Origin of the sequence: Pseudomonas sp. BYT-1, assembly GCF_023611805.1 — a bacterium.
Taxonomy (GTDB): Bacteria; Pseudomonadota; Gammaproteobacteria; order Pseudomonadales; family Pseudomonadaceae; genus Aquipseudomonas; species Aquipseudomonas guariconensis.
The window spans coordinates 638,952-660,322 of sequence record NZ_CP072559.1 but is presented as its reverse complement, the minus strand read 5'-3'; the positions used below and the strand labels follow the sequence as shown (position 1 = coordinate 660,322).

Below are 21,371 nucleotides of genomic sequence, written 5' to 3'. Positions count from 1 at the left end.
ATTGTGCCTGATACACTTGCCCACACCCTCACCGCCATGGATTTGCGCCATGCTCCATGAGTTGTTCAGCGTCTACCTGAAAATGCTCGTGCTCTACAGCCCATTCTTCGTGCTGTCCTGCTTCATCAGCCTGACCCGCGGCTACTCCAGCAAGGAGCGCAAGCAGCTTGCCTGGCGTGTGGCCATCGCGGCACTGGTGGCCAGCGTCGTGCTCTACCTGTTCGGACGTGCCATCTTCGGCGTATTCGGCATAACCCCCGACGCCTTCCGAATCGGCGCCGGCAGCGTGCTCTTCATCTCGGCGCTGGGCATGGCCCAGGGCAAGGCAGCGGTCCAGGCTGACAACGTGCAACAGGACGTGACCATCGTTCCGCTGACCATCCCGCTCACCGTCGGCCCCGGCACCATCGGTGCGTTGCTGGTGATGGGCGTTGGCCAACCGCACTGGGACGACAAGCTGCTGGCCATCGTCAGTATCGCGCTGGCGAGCTTCACGGTTGGCTTGGTGCTGTATCTGTCGAACCGCATCGAGCGGATCCTGGGCGACCAAGGCCTGCAGATCGTCAGCCGCCTGATGGGGCTGTTCGTCTGCGCTCTGGCCGCACAGATCATCTTCACTGGGATCAAAGGTTATCTGGTGCCCTGACCGGAATGAGCCCATGGTCTCAAATTTCGAAGGAAAGGATCTGCTGCCGGGCGATCTTCTCCAGGCGCCTTTCCACCAACTCACGAAACTGCTGATCGAACAGGCGCGTGTTGAATCGGACGAGCTCGGCCTGAACCCGGGTTTCCTGCCGGTTGCGAAACAGAAATCCAGTACCCAGCGTATCGGTCTCACAACGCTCGTGGTAAAGCACCAGATCAACATATCCGGGTTTCCCGGGAGCACAGGGTAGTAGTTGGAATACTCCGCGCTCACGAGTGCGCTGCTCAAAATTCAACAGCGGCCAGTCGTTCAAGGCCAAACCGTTCATCGCCAGCTTCACGGCGGCCGAATAACGTTCACCGGCCGTGGCTTCTATACGGCGCAGCGCGGCATTGACTATGCCGGGGCGCTCGAGTTCAGGCCAATGAACCTGCTGCGCCGATACCGCGTCCCAACCATAAAACTGCAGTTGCCTGCGGTAATGGCTGAACCAGTCGGTCACCAGCCCCTCGTCATGGTCGGTACGCGTCACCCGCTCCGCCATCAGCGCTGCCGACAAAACCGCTTGGCGCTGCGCCAAGGTGATGCCTGGCAGGAAAGCGACCAGGCTGCTACCTGCCACTGCAGCTCGATGCTTGTTCACGATGCATATCCTCGTTGGGCCGTACAAGGCATGCTTCCCACGTAGTACCTACAGACGCTACGCGCAAAGCAGGTACCGGGCGTCAGAAATCGTATTGCAGTACATTGTCGAATCGGCGATCACCCAGCCGCTTTTCCACATGCTCGCGCACGCGGGCGTAGTGTTGGGTGTTGAACGTCAGAAACGCGGTACCCGAGTAGTGGTAGGCAGCGTTGTTTTTCCACTCGAACGCGATCGTGTCCAGATCCCGTACCATGCCTTTGGTACTGACTGCGGTTTGCACCATCATCAGCCGCCCGTCATCCGTCTCGAGACAAGCCGTCAAGCCAACAGTGCCCGCCATTTTATCCTTGAAGTTGCGCTTGAAGAGTTCTTGGGCTTCGGTGAACTTTCCCAGCCCATCAAGCGCCGACTCGGCGATCTTGCTAATCGCCTCAGTGACGGGGCCGCCGAAGACAGCCTGGCCCACAACCTTCATCGCCTTGAAGGCGATGGCGCCCAGAACGAGCGATTGCTCGCCGGAGTGTTCACGCTCGTAGGTTCGGCGCACTGTCAGCCAGCCCAGGTCTTCCATGACCTTGAGGTTCTGCTTGTACCACTGCTCGCTCTGGTCTTCGCTGTCATAAAGTTTGGAGGCGACCAGCGATGCGAACTGGTAGGAGCTCATGACATCGATGCGATTCTGCAGGCTCATCCCAGCAGCGAATGTCATCAGCGATTGCTCCACCACAGCGGCGGAGTTTGTATCGGTAATCAGTTTGTCGTTCATCATGCAAATCCTTGAGTCGGAACCCGGCGGATACCGGGTAGGACTCGAAGACTATGCATGTAGGGATGAGTAGTTCAGCAGGTCATGCTTCCAGGAGGTTGGGCTTAAGCGGGTACCAACGCGGGGTATAGACCCATTCGCCGCCGTTTGCGCGTGGGAAGGTACAGGTGGTCGAGGAGCCGATCAGTACCATCGTGCGCATGTCCACCATCGCCGGCACCAGCTCGCCCAGGGTGACCACCCGCAGCGACTGCCCCGGGCGCCCGATGTCACGGCCCAGCACGACGGGCGTACTCGCCTCGCGGTGCTTGCGAACGACGCTCAGCGCCAGCCCCAACTGGTGGGGGCGAGCTTTGGAGATAGGGTTGTAGAAAGCCAGGACCAGATCGGCCTGGGCGGCCAGGTCCAGGCGCTTTTCGATGATCGACCAGGGCTTGAGGTTGTCCGACAGGGACATGACGCAGAAGTCATGCCCCAGCGGCGCACCGGCCTGGGCAGCGGTGGCCAGCGATGCCGAGACGCCGGGCAGGATCTGCAGGTCCACCCGGTGCCAGGCGGGGTCGCTGGATTCGTGCAAGGCTTCGAGCACGGCAGCCGCCATGGCGAACACGCCCGGATCACCCGAGGACACCACGACCACCGAACGCCCTTCGGCTGCCAGCTCGAAGGCGTGCCGGGCACGCTGCATCTCTTCGCGGTTGTCGGTGCAATGCAACACCTGGTCGGCGCGGAACGGGCCGGCCATGCGCACGTATGTTTCATAGCCGAGCACATCCTGTGCCCGCGCCAACTCTGCCTTGACCGCAGGCACCATCAGGTCGGCCGCGCCGGGGCCGAGGCCGATCACTGCCAGGCGGCCACGGCCGCGACCGACCTGGGCCGGCTCGATCGGCGCTGGTGCCACGGCGATCACCACATCGCCCTGCTCGATCAGGCGCGCCCCTGGCACGGCCTGCTCGACCTGCTCGGACAGGCGCCCAGCCGCTGGCGCGAAACGCAGGGCGACACCCAACACCTGGGCCGCCTCGTGCAAGGCTGGCTCGGCCATGTAGTGCTCATCGGCCAACAGGCAGGCCAACGCGGCCTGGGCGATACCTGCCTCGGCCAACGCTTGAGGCACGCGCTCTGCCAGATCAGGCGCCGCGCCGTCGACCGCCACCAACACCGAGCGGGCATGGATAAGCAGCTCGTCACGGCAGGCCGGACGCGCTTCGCATCCCACACGGATGATGCGCCGGGCCTGGTCGTGCTGCGGCAATTGCGCCTGGTCGAGCCAGGGCGCATCGCCTTCGACCCGCACCGACTCGCCCGCCAGCAGGTCGGAGACGAAACGCTTGCCCTGCTCCAGGTCCGCCAGGGCGTAGCCCTCGGGAGGATTGAGCAGGCAAGTGCCGAAGCGCAGCTCGCCGCTGGTAGTGATGGCCGCAGCCACGTCCAGCGCCTGGGCAATCGCCCGGGCCATGACATTGACCCCCGACAGGCCGCCGAGCAGCGGCACCACAGCGCTGCCGTCCTCGGCCACGGCCAATACCGGCGGCTCGGCGCCTTTTTCGGTGAGCAGGCTGGCCAGGGTGCGGATCACGATGCCGGCAGCGCACAGGGCGATGATCGGGGTGTCCTGCTGGTAGAGCTGGCGCAGGGTGTCACCGAAATGTTCATAGTGAGCGTCCACGCCCTCCACCCGACCCGCCAGGCCCAGGATCTTCGCCTGTGGATAACACAGCTGGATGCGCTGCGCCGTCGCTAGGCTGCCGGGGCCAAGGATGACGATTGCGGGTGCCTTGCCGATATTCATCCCTGCCATTTCTCACCCGGTACGACGATCAAGGAAAAGTACGGCGAGGACTGCGGGTCCACGTCATCGAGCGGCACGATCTTCTGGTTGGCCATGGTCGCGCGCTCGACATACAGCGCGCGTTGAGCCAGGCCCAGTTCGCCGAGCACCTGGCGCACCTTGGGGAAGTTGCGCCCCAGTTTCATGATCACCGCCGCATCGGCATCGGCCAAGCGACGCTTGAGCTCCTCATGGGGCAGCACGCCGGAAAGCACCGAAAGGCTCTGGTTGCGATACACCAGTGGCGCGCCCAACACCGAGGCGCCACCGAGCATCGAGCATACGCCTGGGATCACCTGGGTCTCGTAGCGCTGGGCCAGGCGGTCGTGCAGGTACATGTAGGAACCGTAGAAGAACGGGTCGCCCTCGCAGATCACCGCCACGTCGCGACCGGCATCCAGATGTTCGGCAACCTGCACGCCGGCTTCGTCATAGAAGTCGCTGATCACCTGCTCATAGGACAGTGGCTCGGGCAGCACCTCGGTGGTCACCGGGTACACCAGTGGCATCAAGGTCTGCTCAGGCTGCAGGTGCGCTTCGATGATGCCAAAGGCATTGCCGCGCTTGCCCTTGGCCACGAAGTAGGCCACCACAGGCGACTCGCGCAGCAGGCGCAGGGCCTTGACCGTGATCAGCTCGGGGTCACCGGGGCCCACGCCCAGGCCGAACAGACGTCCGCGTGGCTGCATCATTCCACCTCCGTGGCCAGGGCGTTGACCGCGGCGGCGGCCATCGCGCTGCCGCCCAGACGGCCCTGCATGATCACGAACGGCACACCACGGCTGTCGGCGGCCAGCATCGCCTTGGACTCCGCCGCGCCCACGAAACCGACCGGGAAACCAAGGATCAGCGCAGGCTTGGGCGCACCGGCATCGAGCATTTCCAGCAGGTAGAACAACGCGGTCGGCGCATTGCCGATCACCACCACGCTGCCTTCCAGATGCGGACGCCACAGTTCCAGCGCCACCGCCGAGCGGGTGTTGCCCAACTTCTTGGCCAAGTCGGGCACGCTGGGGTCGCGCAGGGTGCAGATCACCTGGTTGTTGGCCGGCAGGCGCGCACGGGTCACGCCTTCGGCGACCATGTGCGCGTCGCACAGGATCGGCGCACCGTTGGCCAGCGCCTGTCGACCTGCAGTGCCGGCGCCTTCGGAAAATTGCAACCCATCAATGGCATCGACCATGCCGCAGGCATGGATCACCCGCACGGCGAGTTTCTCCAGGTCGGCGGGGATCCGCTCGAGCCGGGCTTCCTCGCGGATGATCCGGAAGGAATTGCGATAGATCTCCTGACCATCGCGGATGTAGTCAATCATCAAGGTGCTCCGTCGGCAGGTCGAGCATGGCGCCTGCTTCTTCTGGGGAAAGGTCGCGCGCACGCAGCCTGCCGAAGCCTGGCTGGTTCGCGTCGCGCAAATACAGGTCATAACGGCCCGCAGAGCGGGCCAGCAAGGTGGCCGGGGCGACATGAGCCACGGCACAGGAACGCAGGCAGCCGGAAACATGCACACTGCCGGGGCCACCTTTTTGCAGCAAGGAAGCGATGATCAGGGCATCGGCCTTGGTATCGGCCAGGGCCTTGGCACAGCCGGCGGCGCCGGTGCAGGCGGTCAGGCGGGCCAAGGGCTGGCCGGCATCCCAGATCAGCCCAAGACGGTTCAACTCGGCCCGGTCGATCATCGCCAGGTCGACATTGGGCAAAACGAGACTCTGCCAGGGGCTCACGCGCAGACTGCCGTCACCGGCATCACGGGCCAGCCTGGCGAGGCTGCGCAACATGACCGGAGTCAGCCGGCCCAATGGCGGGGCGACCCCCCAGGCCATGCCTTGGCGTTGAGGCAGCGGCCCCAGCCAGTCGCCAGTGGCCGGCGCACGCCGCCAACCCAGCACTGCGCCATCGCGCCGAATCTCCAGGCCCAGGCTGTCGACGAAACGTTCAGCGGGGCAGTCCTCGAGCAACTGGCGCATTCGCGACTGCGCTGGCTCGGCCAGGTCCAGGAAGCGCTCCAGCACGGCATGAACCAGCGTTAGCCCGTGCTCGGCCGGCACGGCGCCCAGGACCTGGCCACTGGCCGGACAGCCGGCCAAGCCGAAGGCATACCAGGCGCGGCCGTCGAGCATCATTGCCGAAAGCCACAGGTCGTGAGGGTGTTCGAGCATTGCCAGATGCTCGCCGCCATCGAGCTGCACAGCGAACTTGGCCGACAGTCCATGCAAGCGCGGGGTGGTCTCCAGCAGGTGCAGCAATTGCTCGGACAAGGGGCGCGTGTCGATGAGCATGTCAGGGTCGAGCCCGGCCAGCGGGCTTTGCATCACATTGCGCACATCGTCGCCTGCTGCTTCGCGCGGGCCGAGGCCGGCGGCCAACAGATGCTCGATCAGGCCAGCGTGGTCCGCGCCGATGCCGCGGATTTGCAGATTGCCGCGATTGGTCGCCTCGATCACGCCGCCCGCGAAACGCTCTGCCGCCGTCGCCACAGCCTCGGCCTGGTCGGCCAGCAGCACGCCTCCGGGGAGTTTGATCCGGCAGATGCCACCGTCACGGGCCGCGACGATGCGCCACAACCCCGGGCAAGCCGAGGGGCGGGGTGACACGGCAGGGACGAGAGGCTGATTCAAGGGGGCGTCCGGCAATCTTGAAAATGCGCTTGAGTGTAGAAGGCGCGGTATTATGCCTGCTTTGTCCGGCGGCATGAAAAGCCGACGGTCGAGCATTGACTGCGATTGAGCAGAAATTCCGGACCGCGTCGCCCTCTTCGCGGGTGAGCCCGCTCCCACAGGATCATCCGCCCCCCTTGGGCTGTGCGGCTTCTGTGAGTGCGGGCTCACTCGCGAAGGGCGCCAAGCGGCCCCAAAGATGGCGGAACGAGACACATGACTCCCTGGCTGACAGTAGTGGGCATCGGCGAAGACGGTTTCAGCGGCCTGGGCAAGCAAGCCCGGCGTGCGCTGCTGAGCGCTTCGCGGATCTTCGGCAGTCCGCGCCAATTGGCCCTGTTGCCACGCTGCGTGGTCGGCGAACGCTCGCACTGGCCAAGCCCCTTCTCACTGGCGCCGGTCCTGGCTCTGCGCGGCGAGCCCGTGTGTGTATTGGCCAGCGGCGATCCGATGTTCTATGGCGTGGGCGCAAGCCTTGCCCGCCAGGTGCCGGCCGAAGAGCTGCATGTGCTATCGATGCCGTCCTCCTGCGCACTGGCTGCTGCGCGCCTGGGTTGGCCGCTGCAGGAGGTGCAGGTGGTGTCGGTCGTCGCCCGCCCCCTGGCCGCGCTCAACGCGCATCTCTACAGCGGCATGCGCCTTTTGGTATTGAGCAATGATGGCCAAAGCCCGGCAGCCGTCGCCCGACAACTGTGCGAACGCGGCTTCGGCCCGAGCCGCCTGCATGTACTGGAGCATCTGGGCGGCGCCGAGGAGCGCCATCTGCGCGGCACCGCCGAGGATTGGCCGCATGCGCGTACAGCCGACCTCAACGTGATCGCCATCGACTGCCAGGCCGCCATCGACACCCCACGACTATCGCCTGTCACCGGTTTGCCCGACAGCGCCTTTCGTCACGACGGCCAACTGACCAAGCGCGATGTGCGCGCCATCACCCTCGCACGCCTCGCGCCACAACCGGGCGAGCTGCTGTGGGATGTCGGTGCCGGCTGTGGCTCGATCGGCATCGAGTGGATGCGCGCCCATCCCAGCTGCCGCACGCTGGCCATCGAGGCCGATGAAGGCCGCCAAGGCCATATCGAATACAACCGCGACGCCCTGGGCGTACCGGGCCTGCAACTGGTCCGTGGCAAAGCGCCCCAGGCCCTGGCCGATCTCGAGCGGCCCGATGCGATCTTCATCGGCGGCGGCGTGACCCGCGAGGGCGTGCTGCCCTTTTGCTGGGAGCGCCTGCGCCCCGGCGGGCGCCTGGTCGCCAACGCCGTGACCCTGCAAAGCGAGCTGGCGCTGGCCAACTTCCGCGAAGCCCATGGCGGCGAACTGACCCGCATCCACGTGGCCCATGCCCAGCCGTTGGGCAATTTCGATACCTGGCGCCAGGCTCTGCCGATCACCCTGCTCGACGTGGTGAAGCCCCTCGATGCGTGAAGAAACCCGCGAAAAAGCCGCGCCCCTGCGCAGCGGCCTCACCACTGGCAGCTGCGCCACCGCCACCAGCCTGGCGGCGGCTCGCCTGCTGCTCACCGGCGAATGCGACGATGCCGTGCGTATCACGCTGCCCAAGGGCAAGCAGGTGACCCTGCGCCTGGCGTTCTGCCGCCGCACCGACAACGGTGCCGAGGCCGGCACGATCAAGGATGCCGGCGACGATCCGGACGTGACCCACGGCGCATTGCTCTACACCCAGGTGCGGCTGCTCGAGCAGCCTGGCGTGCGCTTCGTCGCCGGTCAGGGCGTCGGCACCGTCACCCGTCCCGGCCTGGTGCTGGCGGTGGGCGAGCCTGCCATCAACCCGGTACCACGGCGGATGATCAGCGAGCACCTGCAACAGCTCGCCGACGCCTGCGGCCATGGTGGTGGCTTCGAAGTGACGGTCAACGTGCGCGACGGCGAACAGCTCGCCCTCAAGACCATGAACCCACGCCTGGGCATCCTCGGGGGGGTGTCGATTCTCGGCACCAGCGGCATCGTCCGGCCTTTCTCCTGCTCGGCCTACATCGCCTCGATCCAACAAGGCATCGACGTCGCCCACACCAATGGCTATACCCACATCGCCGCCTGTACCGGCAATGCCAGCGAAGACACCATGCGCCAGGTCTACGGCCTGCCGGAAATCGCCCTGATCGAAATGGGCGACTTTGTCGGCGCGGTGCTCAAGCATTTGCGCAAGGTCCCGGTCGCCCGCCTGACCCTGTGCGGCGGCTTCGGCAAGATCAGCAAGCTGGCCGCCGGGCACATGGACCTGCACAGCCGCAGTTCGAGCATCGACCTGCCGCAATTGGCGGCCTGGGCGGCAGACATCGGCGCCGACGCCACCTTACAGGCAGCGATCATCGCGGCCAACACCAGTCAGCAGGCCTTGGCCTTGGCCCACGCGGCTGGCGTCCCGCTCGGCGATGCGGTGTGCGCCCACGCCCTGGCCTTCGCGCGCAGCGTGGTGCCTGCGCAGGTGCAAGTCGAGGTGTTCGCCATCGACCGCCAAGGCGGCATCGTCGGCAAGGCGGGTGTGCAATGAGCCCGCGCATCCTGCTGCTCGGCGGCATCACCGAAGCCTTGGCCATCGCCCGCCAGCTGGGGCCCGAGCATATCTATAGCCTGGCCGGCATCGGCCGCGTCCCGCAGGATCTGACGTGCCAGGTGCGCGTCGGCGGTTATGGCGGCGCCGACGGCCTGGCGGTCTATCTGCGCGAGGCGCAGATCAGCCTGTTGATCGACGCGACCCACCCCTACGCCGCGCAAATCAGCCACAACGCAGCCCAGGCCGCACGCTACGCGGGCATCCCCTGCTGGGCTCTGCGCCGCCCGGCCTGGCAGGCGCAGCCTGGCGATGACTGGCGCGAAGTCGCTGACTGGGCCGGACTGATCGAAGCCCTGACCCCCTTCGAACGCCCTCTGTTCACCCTGGGGCGCGAGCCCCTGCAACACCTCGATGAGATCCCCGCGCACCAGTTCTGGACCCTACGCGCCCTCGAAACCTACCCAGGCAACGAGCGCTGCGAAGTGATCGGCGCCCGTGGACCGTTCAACCTGATGGACGAACGCGCCTTGTTCCAACGGCGCCGGATCGATGTGCTGGTGAGCAAGAACAGCGGCAGCACAGCCACCGAGCCCAAGCTGGAAGTGGCCAGGGAACAGGGCATACCGGTACTGGTGCTCAAGCGCCCGGTGTTGCCGGCGGTGGATCGCGTCTTCGATCAGGTGGCTGATCTGATGGCTGCGATCAGGCCTTAGTCCAATGAAAATCGGGTCCCAGCATGGCACGTGAAAGCGCGGCCTGACGTCCTTGCTGGTATCCCCTCTCACACAAATTTAGCGGTGCCCCTTGTCGGGCGGGCTCTGCCGCGCGACACGCAGTACCGTCTCCAGGGGGCTGCCCCTGCGGCACTTCACCGCACCCCGGCACTTTTACCTATACTCGCCCTTACAATAGCCACCTGATTCCTGACCGGATCTCTCCCATGCCCCCACGTCGGCACATTGCCTGGATAGCCTGCCTTGCAGTGCTGTTCAACCTGCTGGCCATGCCGCTGTCTTCCGCCGCGCCCAAAGGTCCGGCCGAGCAGCTGCTGTGGGGGGCTTTCTGTTCGAGCATGGCGAACAAAGGCAAGGTCGATGTCCAGGCACTGGCCAAGATCGACCTGGGGCCGCAAAGCGACGACTCCGCCAGCCTGATGAACTGCTGGTGCTGCTCAGGCGCCGCGCCGCTGCTGGCACTGCCCGGCTACCCGCCGCAGCTGCACAACCCAACGTTGCTGCTCGGCAGCCACCTGGCGCCACCTGCCGCCTACACTCCCACGCCGCGCCAGCTATGGCCGGCGCTCAATCCCCGAGCCTCTCCGATCGTCTGAGTTGACCACGCTGTCTGCCCGCACCTGAACAGATCGGAGACTCACCATGCTCAAGCAAGCCCTCGTCCTGGCCGCCCTGTTGCTGCCCGGCGCTTTCGCCAACGCCCACGAATACACCGTCGGCGACCTGCACATCGCCCATCCCTGGTCGTTGGAGCTGCCGCCCAATGCCCCCAACGTCGCGGCCTACTTCGTTGTTCACAACAACGGCCAGCAGGACGACCGCCTGCTCTCGGTCGACAGCCCCATCACCGACGACGCCCAGTTGCACGAGCACGCCAAGACCGCTGACGGCCTGATGAAAATGCAGCAGGTCTCCAGCGTGGCCGTCCCGGCCGGCCAAAACCTGACCTTCGCCCCCAGCGCCTATCACGTGATGCTGATGCAGCCCAAGGACCGCAGCCTGCTCATCGACGGCAAGCGCTTCCCGCTGACCCTGCACTTCGAGAAGGCCGGCGACATCACCGTCGAGGTGGCCGTGCAAAAGCAGCCGCCCGCCGACCAGCAAGGCCAGGCCCATACGCACTGACCGCTGACAGACGCTCGCCATGAGCCTGCCGCGCGACCGGTTCACCCGCTTAACCCGCCCTGATCGCAGGCGCCTGGGTGGTGGCTGGCTGAGCCTGTTCGCCATGTGGATGATCTTCATCGGCCCACTGGTTTCCCAGTCGATGCCGATGGATCACCACGCCGGCATGAACATGTCCACGCCGATGGACATGCCCATGGCAGCCGGGCATGACCACGGCGCCGACCACCATGGCCACGACGACGGCCAGTTGCATGTGGTCTGGGAAAAATGCGGCTACTGCACGCTGCTGTTCAATTGCCCGGCCCTGCCCCAGGCCCTCAGCCCGCTCAGTGCCGGCGTCGTACTTCCCACCGCCCTACTCCCCGCACCGCCCCACCAGGGCCACGCCCGGCAGGCCGTCTTCCCTGGTGCGCGCAGCCGCGCGCCACCCGCCTCGATCAGCGCCTGAACACAACGCTATCGCACGAAGCCTGGAGGCTTCGCGCTCTTTCCTGACTGATCGACTGGAATCACTATGTCTGGCTGTACCCCTGTTTTTGCTCTTTCCCTGCGGGGAACGATCGCCGTGCTCTGCGGCTCTGTGCTCGCGCCCCTGGCCCTGGCCGCCGAAACCGGCCATGACGGCCATGCGCACGAGATGGCCGAGCTGAGCCCGACGGTCATCACCGCCATTGCCCCCAGCTCGCCGCTGACCGTGGTCACCAATCCCAAAGACCCACGCCAGCCGGTGCCGGCCAGCGATGGCGCCGACTATCTGAAAACCATTCCCGGCTTTTCGGCGATCCGCTCCGGCGGTACCAACGGCGATCCGGTGCTGCGTGGAATGTTCGGCTCACGCCTGAATATCCTCACCAACGGCGGCGTGATGCTGGGCGCCTGCCCCAACCGCATGGATGCGCCCACCTCGTACATCTCGCCGGAAACCTACGACCGCCTCACCGTGATCAAGGGCCCGCAAAGCGTCATCTGGGGCCCTGGCGGTTCCGCCGGCACCATCCTCTTCGACCGTGAACCCGAGTCCTTCGGGGCACTCGGCAGCCGGGTCAATGCCAGCCTGCTGGGAGGCTCCAACGGCCGCTTCGACAAGGTGCTCGATGCCGCCGCCGGCAACAGCCAGGGCTATGCCCGCTTTGTCGGCAACCAGTCGCGCTCGGATGACTACGACGACGGTCACGGCGATACCGTGCCGTCGCGCTGGGACAAATGGAACGGCGATGTAGCCCTGGGCTGGACGCCGGACGCCGATACCCTGCTGGAGCTCACCGCAGGCAAGGGTGACGGCGAAGCCCGCTATGCCGGACGCGGCATGGACGGCTCGCAGTTCAAGCGCGAGAGCCTGGGCCTGCGCTTCGAAAAATCCAACCTCGGCGAGGTGCTCGACAAGGTCGAAGCCCAGGTCTATTACAACTATGCCGACCATGTGATGGACAACTACAGCCTACGCACGCCTTCCGGCAGCGGCATGATGGGCATGCCCATGGTCAGCAACGTCGATCGCCGCACCCTTGGCGCTCGCGTCAAAGCCACCTGGCGCTGGGCCGATGTACAACTGGTCAGCGGCCTCGACGCGCAAACCAACGAACACCGCAAACGCGGTGGCATGGGCATCGACGCACACAAAGGCCAGCCCTGGACCAAGGACGCCGACTTCCACAACTATGGCGTGTTCAGCGAGCTGACCTGGTACGCCACCGGAAACGACCGCCTGGTCACCGGCGCCCGCCTCGATCGCGCCTCGGCCCGCGATTTTCGCCAAGGCAGCCCCACCGAGGGCGATACCCGCGCCGATACCCTGCCCAGCGGCTTCGTGCGCTACGAGCACGACCTGGCGGTGATTCCGGCAACCACGTATGTCGGCCTGGGTCATGCCCAGCGCTTCCCCGACTATTGGGAGCTGTTCTCGCCCAAGCGGGCGCCAGCCAGCGCGGCCAATGCCTTCGATGGCATCAAGCCGGAAAAAACCACCCAGGTGGATTTCGGCATCCAGTACCAGGACGAGCGCCTGGAAGCCTGGGCCTCTGGCTATGTCGGGCAGATCCGCGACTACATTCTGTTCGACTACCAAGGCATGAGCTCCCAAGCCCAGAACATCGACGCCCGCATCATGGGCGGCGAGCTCGGCGCCGCCTACAGGCTGACCGAGAACTGGAAGGCCGACGCCACTTTGGCCTATGCGTGGGGCAAGAACAGCAGCGACGACAAGGCACTACCGCAGATGCCGCCGCTGGAAAGCCGTCTGGGGCTGACCTACAGCCGTGATCTGTGGAGCGTCGGGGCCTTGTGGCGCCTGGTCGCGGAGCAAAATCGCATCGCCGAGAACCAGGGCAATGTGGTCGGCAAGGACTACGAGAAGAGCGCAGGTTTCGGTGTGTTCTCGCTCAACGGTGCCTACAAGGTCAACCGCAACCTCAAGCTCAGTGCAGGCGTCGACAACCTGTTCGACAAAACCTACGCCGAGCACCTGAACCTGGCCGGCAATGCCGGGTTCGGCTATCCGGCCACGGACCCACAGCCGGTGAACGAGCCAGGTAGGACCTTCTGGACCAAGGTCGACATCAGCTTCTGACAACAACAAACAGGGCGCGGCGATCACCGCGCCCAAACCGGGTCATCTGGAGGTTCCATGAGCGGACAACGCATTTCCTTCTACAACCTGGCGTGGCGCTGGCATTTTTATGCCGGGCTGTTCGTCGCGCCTTTCATGATCCTGCTGGCGATCACCGGGATCATTTACCTGTTCAAGCCGCAGCTCGACCCAGTGCTGTACCGCGACCTGATGGTGGTCGAGGCCGGTCACCAACGCCAGGATGCCGACACCCTCCTGGCCCAGGTGCGCCAGGCTTATCCACAGGGCCACGTGGGCCAGTACCTGCCGCCGGCCAATGCCGAGCGCAGCGCCCAGTTCGTGGTGCACGACGGCGGGCGCGAGCTGAACGTGTTCATCGACCCCTACAGCGCCAAGGTGCTGGGCGAGCAGGACGCCAAGGACAACCTGCAAGCCGTGGCCCGCGCCCTGCACGGTGAGTTGATGGTCGGCACCGTGGGCGATCGTCTGGTGGAACTGGCCGCCGGCTGGGGCATCGTGCTGGTGGTGTCCGGCCTGTACTTGTGGTGGCCACGTGGGCGCAGCAGCGCAGGCGTGCTGTGGCCGCGCCTGTCCGCCCGTGGCCGGGTGTTCTGGCGCGACCTGCACGCAGTCAGCGGCTTCTGGGGCTCGCTGCTGTTGTTGCTGATGCTGCTCAGCGGCATGACCTGGACCGGCCTGTGGGGCAAGCAGTATGCCGATCTGTGGAACCGCTTCCCGGCGGCCATGTGGAACGATGTGCCCACATCCGATCAACGGGCCGGCGCGCTGAACAACGCCCACCGCCAGACCGTGCCCTGGGCGCTGGAGAACACACCGATGCCGGTTTCCGGCGCCCATGCCGAACATGGCGCCCACCACGGCATGTCCAACGCACCGGCGGCGCCGCAGGTGAGCCTGCAGCAGGTCGAGGACCTGGCCACCACGCGCCAGGTCGAGCCCGGCTACAGCATCACCCTGCCGAGCTCGGCAAGCGGTGTGTTCACCGTCGCAGTGTTCGCTGATGACCCGCGCAACGACGCCACCCTGCATGTGGACCAGTACACCGGCCAGGTACTGGCCGACGTGCGCTGGCAGGACTACAGCCCGGTCGCCCGTGCTACCGAGCTGGGCGTGATGCTGCATGAAGGCAAGATGTTCGGGCCGCTGAACCAGGCGATCATCCTGGTGGTGTGCCTGATGATCCTGCTGGGTTCGGTGAGCGGGCTGGTGATGTGGTGGAAGCGCCGGCCAGCAGGCGGGCTGGGTGTTCCGCCACTGCGCCATGACTTGCCCCGCTGGAAAACCGCCACGGTGGTCATGCTGGTGCTGGGCGTGGCCTTCCCGCTGGTGGGCGCCTCGATGGTGGTGATGTGGGTGGTCGACAGCCTGGTGGTGCGCCGACGGATCCTGGCCGGGGCTTGAAGACTGCTTGTCTGTGCCGCCTCTTTCGCGGGAAAAACCGCTCCGACAGATTTCAGTGATCCTCTGTGCGCGCGGGTTTACCCGCGAAAAGGGGCGGCACAGGCACCACGCTGCTACACAAAAATCGAGGCGATCTGCCGCGCCCCTGGACTGGAACGCGCGTGTTAGCCTACTTGGCTCTGCACAAGAAGACTGACCCACAACGGAATGCAGCCCATGACCCGGACCTCATCAACCTCCGCAGACGATTCACATCTGCAACGCAACCTGACCAACCGCCACATTCAGTTGATCGCCATCGGTGGCGCCATCGGCACGGGCCTGTTCATGGGCTCGGGCAAGACCATCAGCCTGGCGGGGCCGTCGATCATCTTCGTGTACATGATCATCGGCTTCATGCTGTTCTTCGTCATGCGTGCCATGGGCGAATTGCTGCTGTCGAACCTCAACTACAAGTCGTTCATCGACTTCTCCGCCGACCTGCTCGGCCCGTGGGCGGGCTACTTCACCGGCTGGACCTACTGGTTCTGCTGGGTGATCACCGGCATCGCCGATGTGATCGCCATCGCCGCCTACTCGCAGTTCTGGTTCCCCGACCTACCCCAGTGGATACCCGCGCTGATCTGCGTAGCCGTGCTGCTGTCACTGAACCTGATCACAGTGAAGATGTTCGGCGAGGTCGAATTCTGGTTCGCCATGATCAAGATCGTCGCCATTGTCGGCCTGGTCGCCACCGGCCTGTACATGGTCGTCACTGGCTTCGAATCGCCGGCCGGGCGTACCGCGCAACTGGCCAACCTGTGGAACGATGGCGGGATGTTCCCCCATGGCCTGATGGGCTTCTTCGCCGGATTCCAGATCGCCGTGTTCGCCTTCGTCGGCATCGAATTGGTGGGCACCACCGCCGCAGAGGCGAAGAACCCCGAGCGCACTCTGCCACGGGCGATCAACTCGATTCCGGTGCGGATCATCGTGTTCTACGTGCTGGCGCTGATCGCGATCATGGCCGTCACCCCGTGGCGCGACGTGGTGCCAGGCAAGAGCCCGTTCGTCGAGCTGTTCGTCCTGGCTGGCCTGCCTGCTGCGGCAAGCATCATCAACTTCGTGGTGCTCACCTCGGCAGCCTCCTCGGCCAACAGCGGCGTGTTCTCCACCAGCCGCATGCTCTATGGTTTGTCCCAGGAAGGCGATGCGCCCAAGGCATTCGAAAAGCTGTCGCGCCGCGCCGTGCCGGCCAACGGCCTGTACTTCTCCTGCACCTGCCTGTTGCTGGGCGCTGCGCTGATCTACGTGATTCCTGACCTGGTCGAGGCGTTCACGCTGGTCACCACGGTCTCGGCGTTGCTGTTCATGTTCGTCTGGACGCTGATCCTGCTGTCGTACCTGAACTACCGCAAGCACCGCCCCGCATTGCACCAGGCCTCGAAGTACAAGATGCCCGGCGGACGCCTGATGTGCTATGTATGCCTGACGTTCTTTGCCTTCATCCTGGTGCTGTTGAGCCTGGAGGACGATACCCGCAAGGCCCTGATCTTCACGCCGCTGTGGTTCGTCATCCTCACCGCCACCTACCAGTTGGTGCGCAGCAAACGACACCCGCGCACCGCCGTGCGGGACACCCAGGACAGCTGAGCTGTCCTGGCCCAAGTACCGATCCTTGCGAGCCGCTGTCATGACCGCTGAAATCCGCGATGCCCTGCCCAATGACGTACCCGGCATCCTCGAGATCTACAACGACGCCGTGCGCAACACCACGGCGATCTGGAACGAGACGCCAGTCGACCTGGCCAACCGCCAGGCGTGGTTCGAGGCGCGTGCACAGCAGGGCTATCCGATCCTGGTGGCGGTGGATGACAGTGGCGTGTTGGGGTATGCCTCGTTCGGCGACTGGCGCCCCTTCGAAGGCTTTCGCCACACGGTCGAGCACTCGGTTTATATCCGGGGCGACCAGCGTGGCAAGGGCCTGGGGCCATTATTGATGAGCGCGTTGATCGATCGGGCGCGGGCGTGCGGAAAACATGTGATGGTCGCCGCCATCGAGAGCGGCAATGCGGCGTCGGTCCGCCTGCACGAGCGGCTGGGGTTCGTGGTGACCGGGCAGATGCCGCAGGTAGGGGTGAAGTTCGGCCGCTGGCTGGACCTGACGTTCATGCAGTTGATGCTCAACCCAGGCGCCAAGCCAAGCGCCTGACGGTCCAGTCGATGCGGTCTGTTCGCGGCTAAACCAGCATCCGCAGGGTTCGCGCGAAGCGGGTTTACCCGCGACCTATCCTGCGTTCAGAGGTGTATGAACCTGCCCAAACGCTGGCGCAGCATGCTGTTCTCACTGCGCAACTGTTGCACCTCATCGAGCAACTCCAGCGCCAGGGCCACCCCTTCCCATTCCAGCTCCAGGTCCCGGTGCAGCTTCACTGCCCGCCTGGCCAGCAGCGGTGCCTGATCATCGAACAACCAATCCTCCGGCGTTCGCCCCGAAGGTTCAACGATGCCGTGCTCGACGATTTCGATCACGCAGTCGGCCGTGATGTCGGCTTCCTGGCAGAGGGTTCGCATGTCCAGTTGAACGATCAGGGTGCTGCTCATGATCAACTACTCCATTGTGTCCTCGGGTTGAACGCAGCTTTCTCGGAAAGCTTGGTCCAGAGTTCGCGCGTGGCCGCATCCGACTGGCTAGGCATGACGATCTTGAGCTGGGCGTAAAGATCGCCGCGCTCGCCTTGCTTGTTGGCAAGGCCCATGCCCTTGACCCGCAGACGCTGGCCACTCTGGCTGTCGGGGCGGATGGTCAGGTTGATCTTGCCGGTCAGGGTCGGCACCGCCACCTTCGCGCCCAATGCCGCCTCCCAGGGGGCCAGGGGCACGGTGATGATCAGGTCATGGCCTTCGACATCGAACAGCGGGTGCGGTGCCATGCGGATGGTCAGGAACAGGTCGCCATTGGCACCGCCCCCGACACCGGGCGAGCCTTGACCCTTGAGGCGGATACGCTCGCCGTCCGTCACCCCGGCCGGGATCTTGACGTTGAGGGTCTTGGTGGTGAACCCGGTGCGCTGGCCCATGGCGTTGGTCTGCGGCACCTGGAAGCTGATCTGCTTGGATTCCTTGCTCAAGGTTTCTTCGAGGAAGATCGCCAGTTCCAGCTCCACGTCCTGTCCTCGCCTGCCCGCGCTGCGCTGCTGCTGACCCCGGCCAAAGGGATTGCCGCCCCGGCCGCCGAAGATCGAGCTGAAGAAATCGGAGAAGTCTCCGCCCTCGAAACCACCACCACCGCCACGGCTTTCCCAGCCTGGAGGCGCCTGGAACGGCCGGCCATGCTGGCCGCCGTACTTGCGGATCTCGTCGTACTCGGCGCGTTTCTGGGCGTCGCCCAGCACCTCGTAGGCCTCGTTGGCCTCCTTGAATTTGTCCTCGGCGTCACGCTCTTTGCTGACATCGGGGTGATACTTGCGGGCGAGCTTGCGGTAGGCGGCCTTGATCGCCTTTTCATCCGCGGTGGGCTCGACGCCGAGTATCTTGTAATAGTCTTTGAAGTCCATCTAAGGGATCACCGTTGGGAATTTTTACGATGTTTCTGAAGATTGGGGTCAAGCATAGCCTTTCAAGGTTCGCCTGGGGTTGTTCCAGAGCAGACGACCGGTCTTGATTTAGTCGGCCACTGGCATAAACTGCGCGGCCGTTTTGCCTCCGGAAGCTCCTCCCCATGTCTGACGTATCCCCGGCCCGTGCCTGTGGCATCGACTTCGGCACCTCCAATTCCACGGTCGGCTGGCACCGCCCCGGCCTGGAAACGCTGATCGCCCTGGAAGACGGCAAGATCACCCTGCCTTCGGTGGTGTTCTTCAATATCGAGGAGCGTCGTCCGGTCTACGGTCGTCTGGCGCTGCACGAGTACCTGGAAGGCTACGAAGGCCGTCTGATGCGCTCACTCAAGAGCCTGCTCGGTTCCAAGCTGATCAAGCACGACACCAGCGTGCTGGGCAGCGCCTTGCCGTTCAAAGACCTGCTGGGCATGTTCATCGGCGAGCTGAAAAAGCGCGCCGAAGCCAATGCCGGACGCAGCTTCGACGAAGTCGTGTTGGGCCGTCCGGTGTTCTTCGTGGATGAGGATCCGGCCGCCGACCAAGAAGCAGAAGACACCTTGGCCGAGGTGGCACGCAAGATCGGCTTCAAGGAGGTGTCGTTCCAGTACGAGCCGATCGCCGCGGCGTTCGACTACGAGTCGGGCATCAGCCGCGAGGAACTTGTGCTGATCGTCGATATCGGCGGCGGTACCTCGGACTTCACCTTGATCCGCCTGTCGCCGGAGCGCCACCTGGTAGCCGAGCGCCAGAGCGACATCCTCGCCACCGGCGGCGTGCATATCGGCGGGACCGATTTCGACAAGCAGTTGAGCCTGCAGGGCGTGATGCCGCTGTTCGGCTATGGCAGCCGGATGAAAAGCCAGGCGCTGATGCCCACCAGTTATCACCTGAACCTGGCCACCTGGCACACCATCAACGCGCTGTACTCGCAGAAATCCCAACTGGCCTTGGGCAGCATGCGCTACGACATCGAAGACACCCTGGGCATCGACCGCTTGTTCAAGCTGATCGAAGAGCGCGCCGGGCACTGGCTGGCGATGGAAGTGGAAGCCAGCAAGATCGAGCTGACCCACCAGGACAGTCGCCGCCTCGACCTGGGCCGCATCGAGCCGGAGCTGGCCGTGGAGTTGACCCGACCACTATTCGAAGATGCCATCGAAGGTCTGCTCGCCCGCGTGCGCGGAAGCGTCACCGAACTGCTGAACAAGGCCGGCGTGAGCGAAAGCCAAGTGGACACCGTGTTCTTCACCGGCGGCTCCAGCGGCATTCCGGCGCTGCGCAACAGCGTAGCGGCCATGTTGCCCAACGCGCGGCATGTGGAAGGCAACATCTTCGGCAGTATCGGCAGCGGGTTGGCGATCGAAGCACGCAAGCGCTACGGCGCCGTCTAAAAGCTGCAAGCTATAAGCTGCAAGCTGCAAGCTGCAAGCTGCAAGAAGTGGGTGTCTCCACCGACTCGCTTTTACTTGCAGCTTGCAGCTTGAAGCTTCAAACCAGCTCAGCCCGCTTGAGCTCGCTTTTCAGGTACGCGTAGTAGATCGGCCCCGCCACGACGCCCGGCAGCCCGAACGCCGCCTCGAACACCAGCATCGCCAGCAGCAATTCCCACGACTTGGCACTGATCTGACCGCCCACGATCCGCGCGTTGAGGAAGTACTCGACCTTGTGGATGACGATCAGATAGCCCAACGCTGCCACCGCCACCCAGATCGACAACGAAAGCCCCACGATGGTGATCAGGGTGTTGGACATCAGGTTGCCGATCACCGGCAGCAGCCCCAGCAGGAAGGTCAGCACGATCAAGGTCTTGGTCAACGGCAGATGCACCCCGAACAGCGGCATCACCACGGCCAGGAAGACGCCGGTGAATGCGGTGTTGAGCAGGGAAATCTTGATCTGCGCGAAGACGATGTTGCGAAACGCCTGCACCAGCAGGCTCAGGCGCTCGAACAGCGCCGCAGCCAGGGGTTTGCGTCGGGAAATGTCGGGGATGCGCTGCAGGGCCACGATCGCGCCGAGGATCATGCCGATCAGCAAGGTGACGAACATGTGCGCCATGCCCTTGCCCACCAGTTGCAGCTCACCCAGGTGGCTCTTGAGCCAGTCGCCGATCGCCACTTTGAACTCGGCGGCGCTGGCCGGCAGGTACCCTTCGATGAACGGTGGTAACTGGCTGCGGGCGCGCTCCACCAGGGCCATGAATTTATCCAGCGAGGCGCCAGGGTTCTCCGCCTCGTGAAGCAGGAAACTGAAGGCCCCGGCGATCAGCAGCGTCAGCGTACTGACCACCAGGGTGCCAAGCAGCGCCACGGCCAACCAGCGCGCGCGTTGCCCAGCGATCACCGGCTGCAGGCGCGGCGTGAGCATGTTGACCAACTCGAACACCAGCAAGCCTGCCAGCAGGCTGGGCAACAACTTCAGGGGCAGCACCAGCAGCAGGCCGGCAAACACGATGATCCAGCTGGCCAGGGTAATCTGGCGGGGGGTGAAGGTCATACAGCCTCAACGGCGGACAACGGGAAAGAGCCGCAGTCTGCCAGCCTTCGCCAGACAAACATAGGCGCAGGTCATTTCTTCTTCAGGCAATCGCTCATGAAGGCTTTGCGCTCGTCTCCCTTGAGCGCCTTGGCGCTGGCATCGGCGTTGCAGGTTTTCATCTTTTCCTGCTGGGTGGCGGGCTTGGCTTTGAGACAGGTACTCATGAAGGCCTTGCGCTCGTCGCCCTTGAGGGCCTTCTCCGAGGCCTGGGCATTGCAGGTGGTCATTTTCTCCTGTTGGGCGGTGGCTGCGAAGCTCTGGGCACTGATCAACACACCCAACACCAGCAAAGGCACGTGCAGCATTTTCATGAAGCGATCTCCTTGTCTCCACGC

The 21,371-nt window shown here is 64.6% G+C and carries 22 protein-coding genes; 12 read left to right on the top strand and 10 right to left on the bottom strand.

Annotated features, from left to right (window positions below):
• Positions 1–49: 49 nt before the first annotated feature.
• The gene (gene tspR, locus J5X93_RS03035; RefSeq protein WP_043207917.1) at positions 50–646 is read left to right on the top strand and encodes a type III secretion system genes modulator TspR; all 597 of its coding nucleotides are present in this window, start codon (positions 50–52) and stop codon (positions 644–646) included.
• Between the two features lie 19 nt (positions 647–665).
• Here tspR and J5X93_RS03030 read toward each other — a convergent pair whose 3' ends face one another.
• From J5X93_RS03030 to cobG, 6 genes are all read right to left on the bottom strand, one after another.
• A complete protein-coding gene (locus J5X93_RS03030) occupies positions 666–1,289 on the bottom strand; it encodes a hypothetical protein (protein WP_250034400.1) in 624 nt (207 codons plus the stop codon).
• An 82-nt stretch (positions 1,290–1,371) separates the two neighbouring features.
• Entirely contained in the window at positions 1,372–2,058 is a 687-nt protein-coding gene (locus tag J5X93_RS03025; RefSeq protein ID WP_052352398.1) for a hypothetical protein, read from the bottom strand.
• 82 nt (positions 2,059–2,140) lie between these two features.
• Complete coding sequence (gene cobJ / locus J5X93_RS03020; RefSeq protein ID WP_043207924.1) at positions 2,141–3,862, bottom strand: precorrin-3B C(17)-methyltransferase; 1,722 nt, start codon at positions 3,860–3,862, stop codon at positions 2,141–2,143.
• Positions 3,850–4,581: a precorrin-2 C(20)-methyltransferase gene (locus J5X93_RS03015; protein WP_043207927.1), complete on the bottom strand. Its 732-nt coding sequence runs from the start codon at positions 4,579–4,581 to the stop codon at positions 3,850–3,852. Before J5X93_RS03015 ends, cobJ begins: the two co-directional genes overlap by 13 nt.
• Complete coding sequence (locus J5X93_RS03010) at positions 4,581–5,207, bottom strand: precorrin-8X methylmutase (protein WP_043207930.1); 627 nt, start codon at positions 5,205–5,207, stop codon at positions 4,581–4,583. The genes J5X93_RS03015 and J5X93_RS03010 overlap by 1 nt, the downstream gene beginning before the upstream one ends.
• Positions 5,200–6,525, bottom strand: coding sequence for a precorrin-3B synthase (gene cobG / locus J5X93_RS03005; RefSeq protein WP_244155203.1), 1,326 nt, complete (start codon positions 6,523–6,525; stop codon positions 5,200–5,202). Before cobG ends, J5X93_RS03010 begins: the two co-directional genes overlap by 8 nt.
• A gap of 240 nt (positions 6,526–6,765) precedes the next feature.
• Between cobG and cbiE the strand changes: the two genes are divergently transcribed.
• The 10 genes from cbiE to J5X93_RS02955 all read left to right on the top strand — a co-directional run bounded on the left by cbiE (position 6,766) and on the right by J5X93_RS02955 (position 17,108).
• Positions 6,766–7,977, top strand: coding sequence for a precorrin-6y C5,15-methyltransferase (decarboxylating) subunit CbiE (gene cbiE, locus J5X93_RS03000; protein WP_090343142.1), 1,212 nt, complete (start codon positions 6,766–6,768; stop codon positions 7,975–7,977).
• Positions 7,970–9,064 carry a cobalt-precorrin-5B (C(1))-methyltransferase gene (locus J5X93_RS02995; protein WP_250034399.1) on the top strand — a complete coding sequence of 365 codons (1,095 nt, stop codon included), beginning with the start codon at positions 7,970–7,972 and terminating at the stop codon, positions 9,062–9,064. Before cbiE ends, J5X93_RS02995 begins: the two co-directional genes overlap by 8 nt.
• Positions 9,061–9,780 carry a cobalt-precorrin-6A reductase gene (locus tag J5X93_RS02990; RefSeq protein WP_043207938.1) on the top strand — a complete coding sequence of 240 codons (720 nt, stop codon included), beginning with the start codon at positions 9,061–9,063 and terminating at the stop codon, positions 9,778–9,780. The genes J5X93_RS02995 and J5X93_RS02990 overlap by 4 nt, the downstream gene beginning before the upstream one ends.
• A 227-nt stretch (positions 9,781–10,007) precedes the next feature.
• A complete protein-coding gene (locus J5X93_RS02985) occupies positions 10,008–10,397 on the top strand; it encodes a DUF2946 domain-containing protein (RefSeq protein WP_182817083.1) in 390 nt (129 codons plus the stop codon).
• 46 nt (positions 10,398–10,443) lie between these two features.
• Positions 10,444–10,926 (top strand): copper chaperone PCu(A)C, encoded by a 483-nt coding sequence (locus J5X93_RS02980; RefSeq protein WP_043207941.1) that lies wholly within the window; start codon positions 10,444–10,446, stop codon positions 10,924–10,926.
• A 19-nt stretch (positions 10,927–10,945) separates the two neighbouring features.
• Complete coding sequence (locus tag J5X93_RS02975; protein ID WP_250034398.1) at positions 10,946–11,377, top strand: DUF2946 domain-containing protein; 432 nt, start codon at positions 10,946–10,948, stop codon at positions 11,375–11,377.
• Between the two features lie 66 nt (positions 11,378–11,443).
• Positions 11,444–13,495, top strand: coding sequence for a TonB-dependent copper receptor (locus J5X93_RS02970; RefSeq protein WP_250034397.1), 2,052 nt, complete (start codon positions 11,444–11,446; stop codon positions 13,493–13,495).
• Positions 13,496–13,552: 57 nt separating this feature from the next.
• Positions 13,553–14,917: a PepSY-associated TM helix domain-containing protein gene (locus J5X93_RS02965; RefSeq protein WP_182817078.1), complete on the top strand. Its 1,365-nt coding sequence runs from the start codon at positions 13,553–13,555 to the stop codon at positions 14,915–14,917.
• Between the two features lie 216 nt (positions 14,918–15,133).
• On the top strand, positions 15,134–16,549 hold the full coding sequence (gene cycA, locus J5X93_RS02960; protein ID WP_043207947.1) for a D-serine/D-alanine/glycine transporter: 1,416 nt from the start codon (positions 15,134–15,136) through the stop codon (positions 16,547–16,549).
• A gap of 40 nt (positions 16,550–16,589) precedes the next feature.
• A complete protein-coding gene (locus J5X93_RS02955) occupies positions 16,590–17,108 on the top strand; it encodes a GNAT family N-acetyltransferase (RefSeq protein ID WP_043207949.1) in 519 nt (172 codons plus the stop codon).
• An 86-nt stretch (positions 17,109–17,194) separates the two neighbouring features.
• Here J5X93_RS02955 and J5X93_RS02950 read toward each other — a convergent pair whose 3' ends face one another.
• Together J5X93_RS02950 and cbpA are read right to left on the bottom strand one after the other, a co-directional pair.
• Positions 17,195–17,500 (bottom strand): chaperone modulator CbpM, encoded by a 306-nt coding sequence (locus tag J5X93_RS02950; RefSeq protein ID WP_043207952.1) that lies wholly within the window; start codon positions 17,498–17,500, stop codon positions 17,195–17,197.
• A gap of 2 nt (positions 17,501–17,502) precedes the next feature.
• A complete protein-coding gene (gene cbpA / locus J5X93_RS02945; RefSeq protein WP_250034396.1) occupies positions 17,503–18,453 on the bottom strand; it encodes a curved DNA-binding protein in 951 nt (316 codons plus the stop codon).
• A gap of 164 nt (positions 18,454–18,617) precedes the next feature.
• Between cbpA and J5X93_RS02940 the strand changes: the two genes are divergently transcribed.
• Positions 18,618–19,889: an Hsp70 family protein gene (locus tag J5X93_RS02940; RefSeq protein ID WP_043207958.1), complete on the top strand. Its 1,272-nt coding sequence runs from the start codon at positions 18,618–18,620 to the stop codon at positions 19,887–19,889.
• Between the two features lie 97 nt (positions 19,890–19,986).
• Here J5X93_RS02940 and J5X93_RS02935 read toward each other — a convergent pair whose 3' ends face one another.
• Together J5X93_RS02935 and J5X93_RS02930 are read right to left on the bottom strand one after the other, a co-directional pair.
• Positions 19,987–20,994: an AI-2E family transporter gene (locus J5X93_RS02935; protein WP_043207960.1), complete on the bottom strand. Its 1,008-nt coding sequence runs from the start codon at positions 20,992–20,994 to the stop codon at positions 19,987–19,989.
• Between the two features lie 71 nt (positions 20,995–21,065).
• Complete coding sequence (locus tag J5X93_RS02930; protein WP_043207962.1) at positions 21,066–21,347, bottom strand: PsiF family protein; 282 nt, start codon at positions 21,345–21,347, stop codon at positions 21,066–21,068.
• Positions 21,348–21,371: the final 24 nt, after the last annotated feature.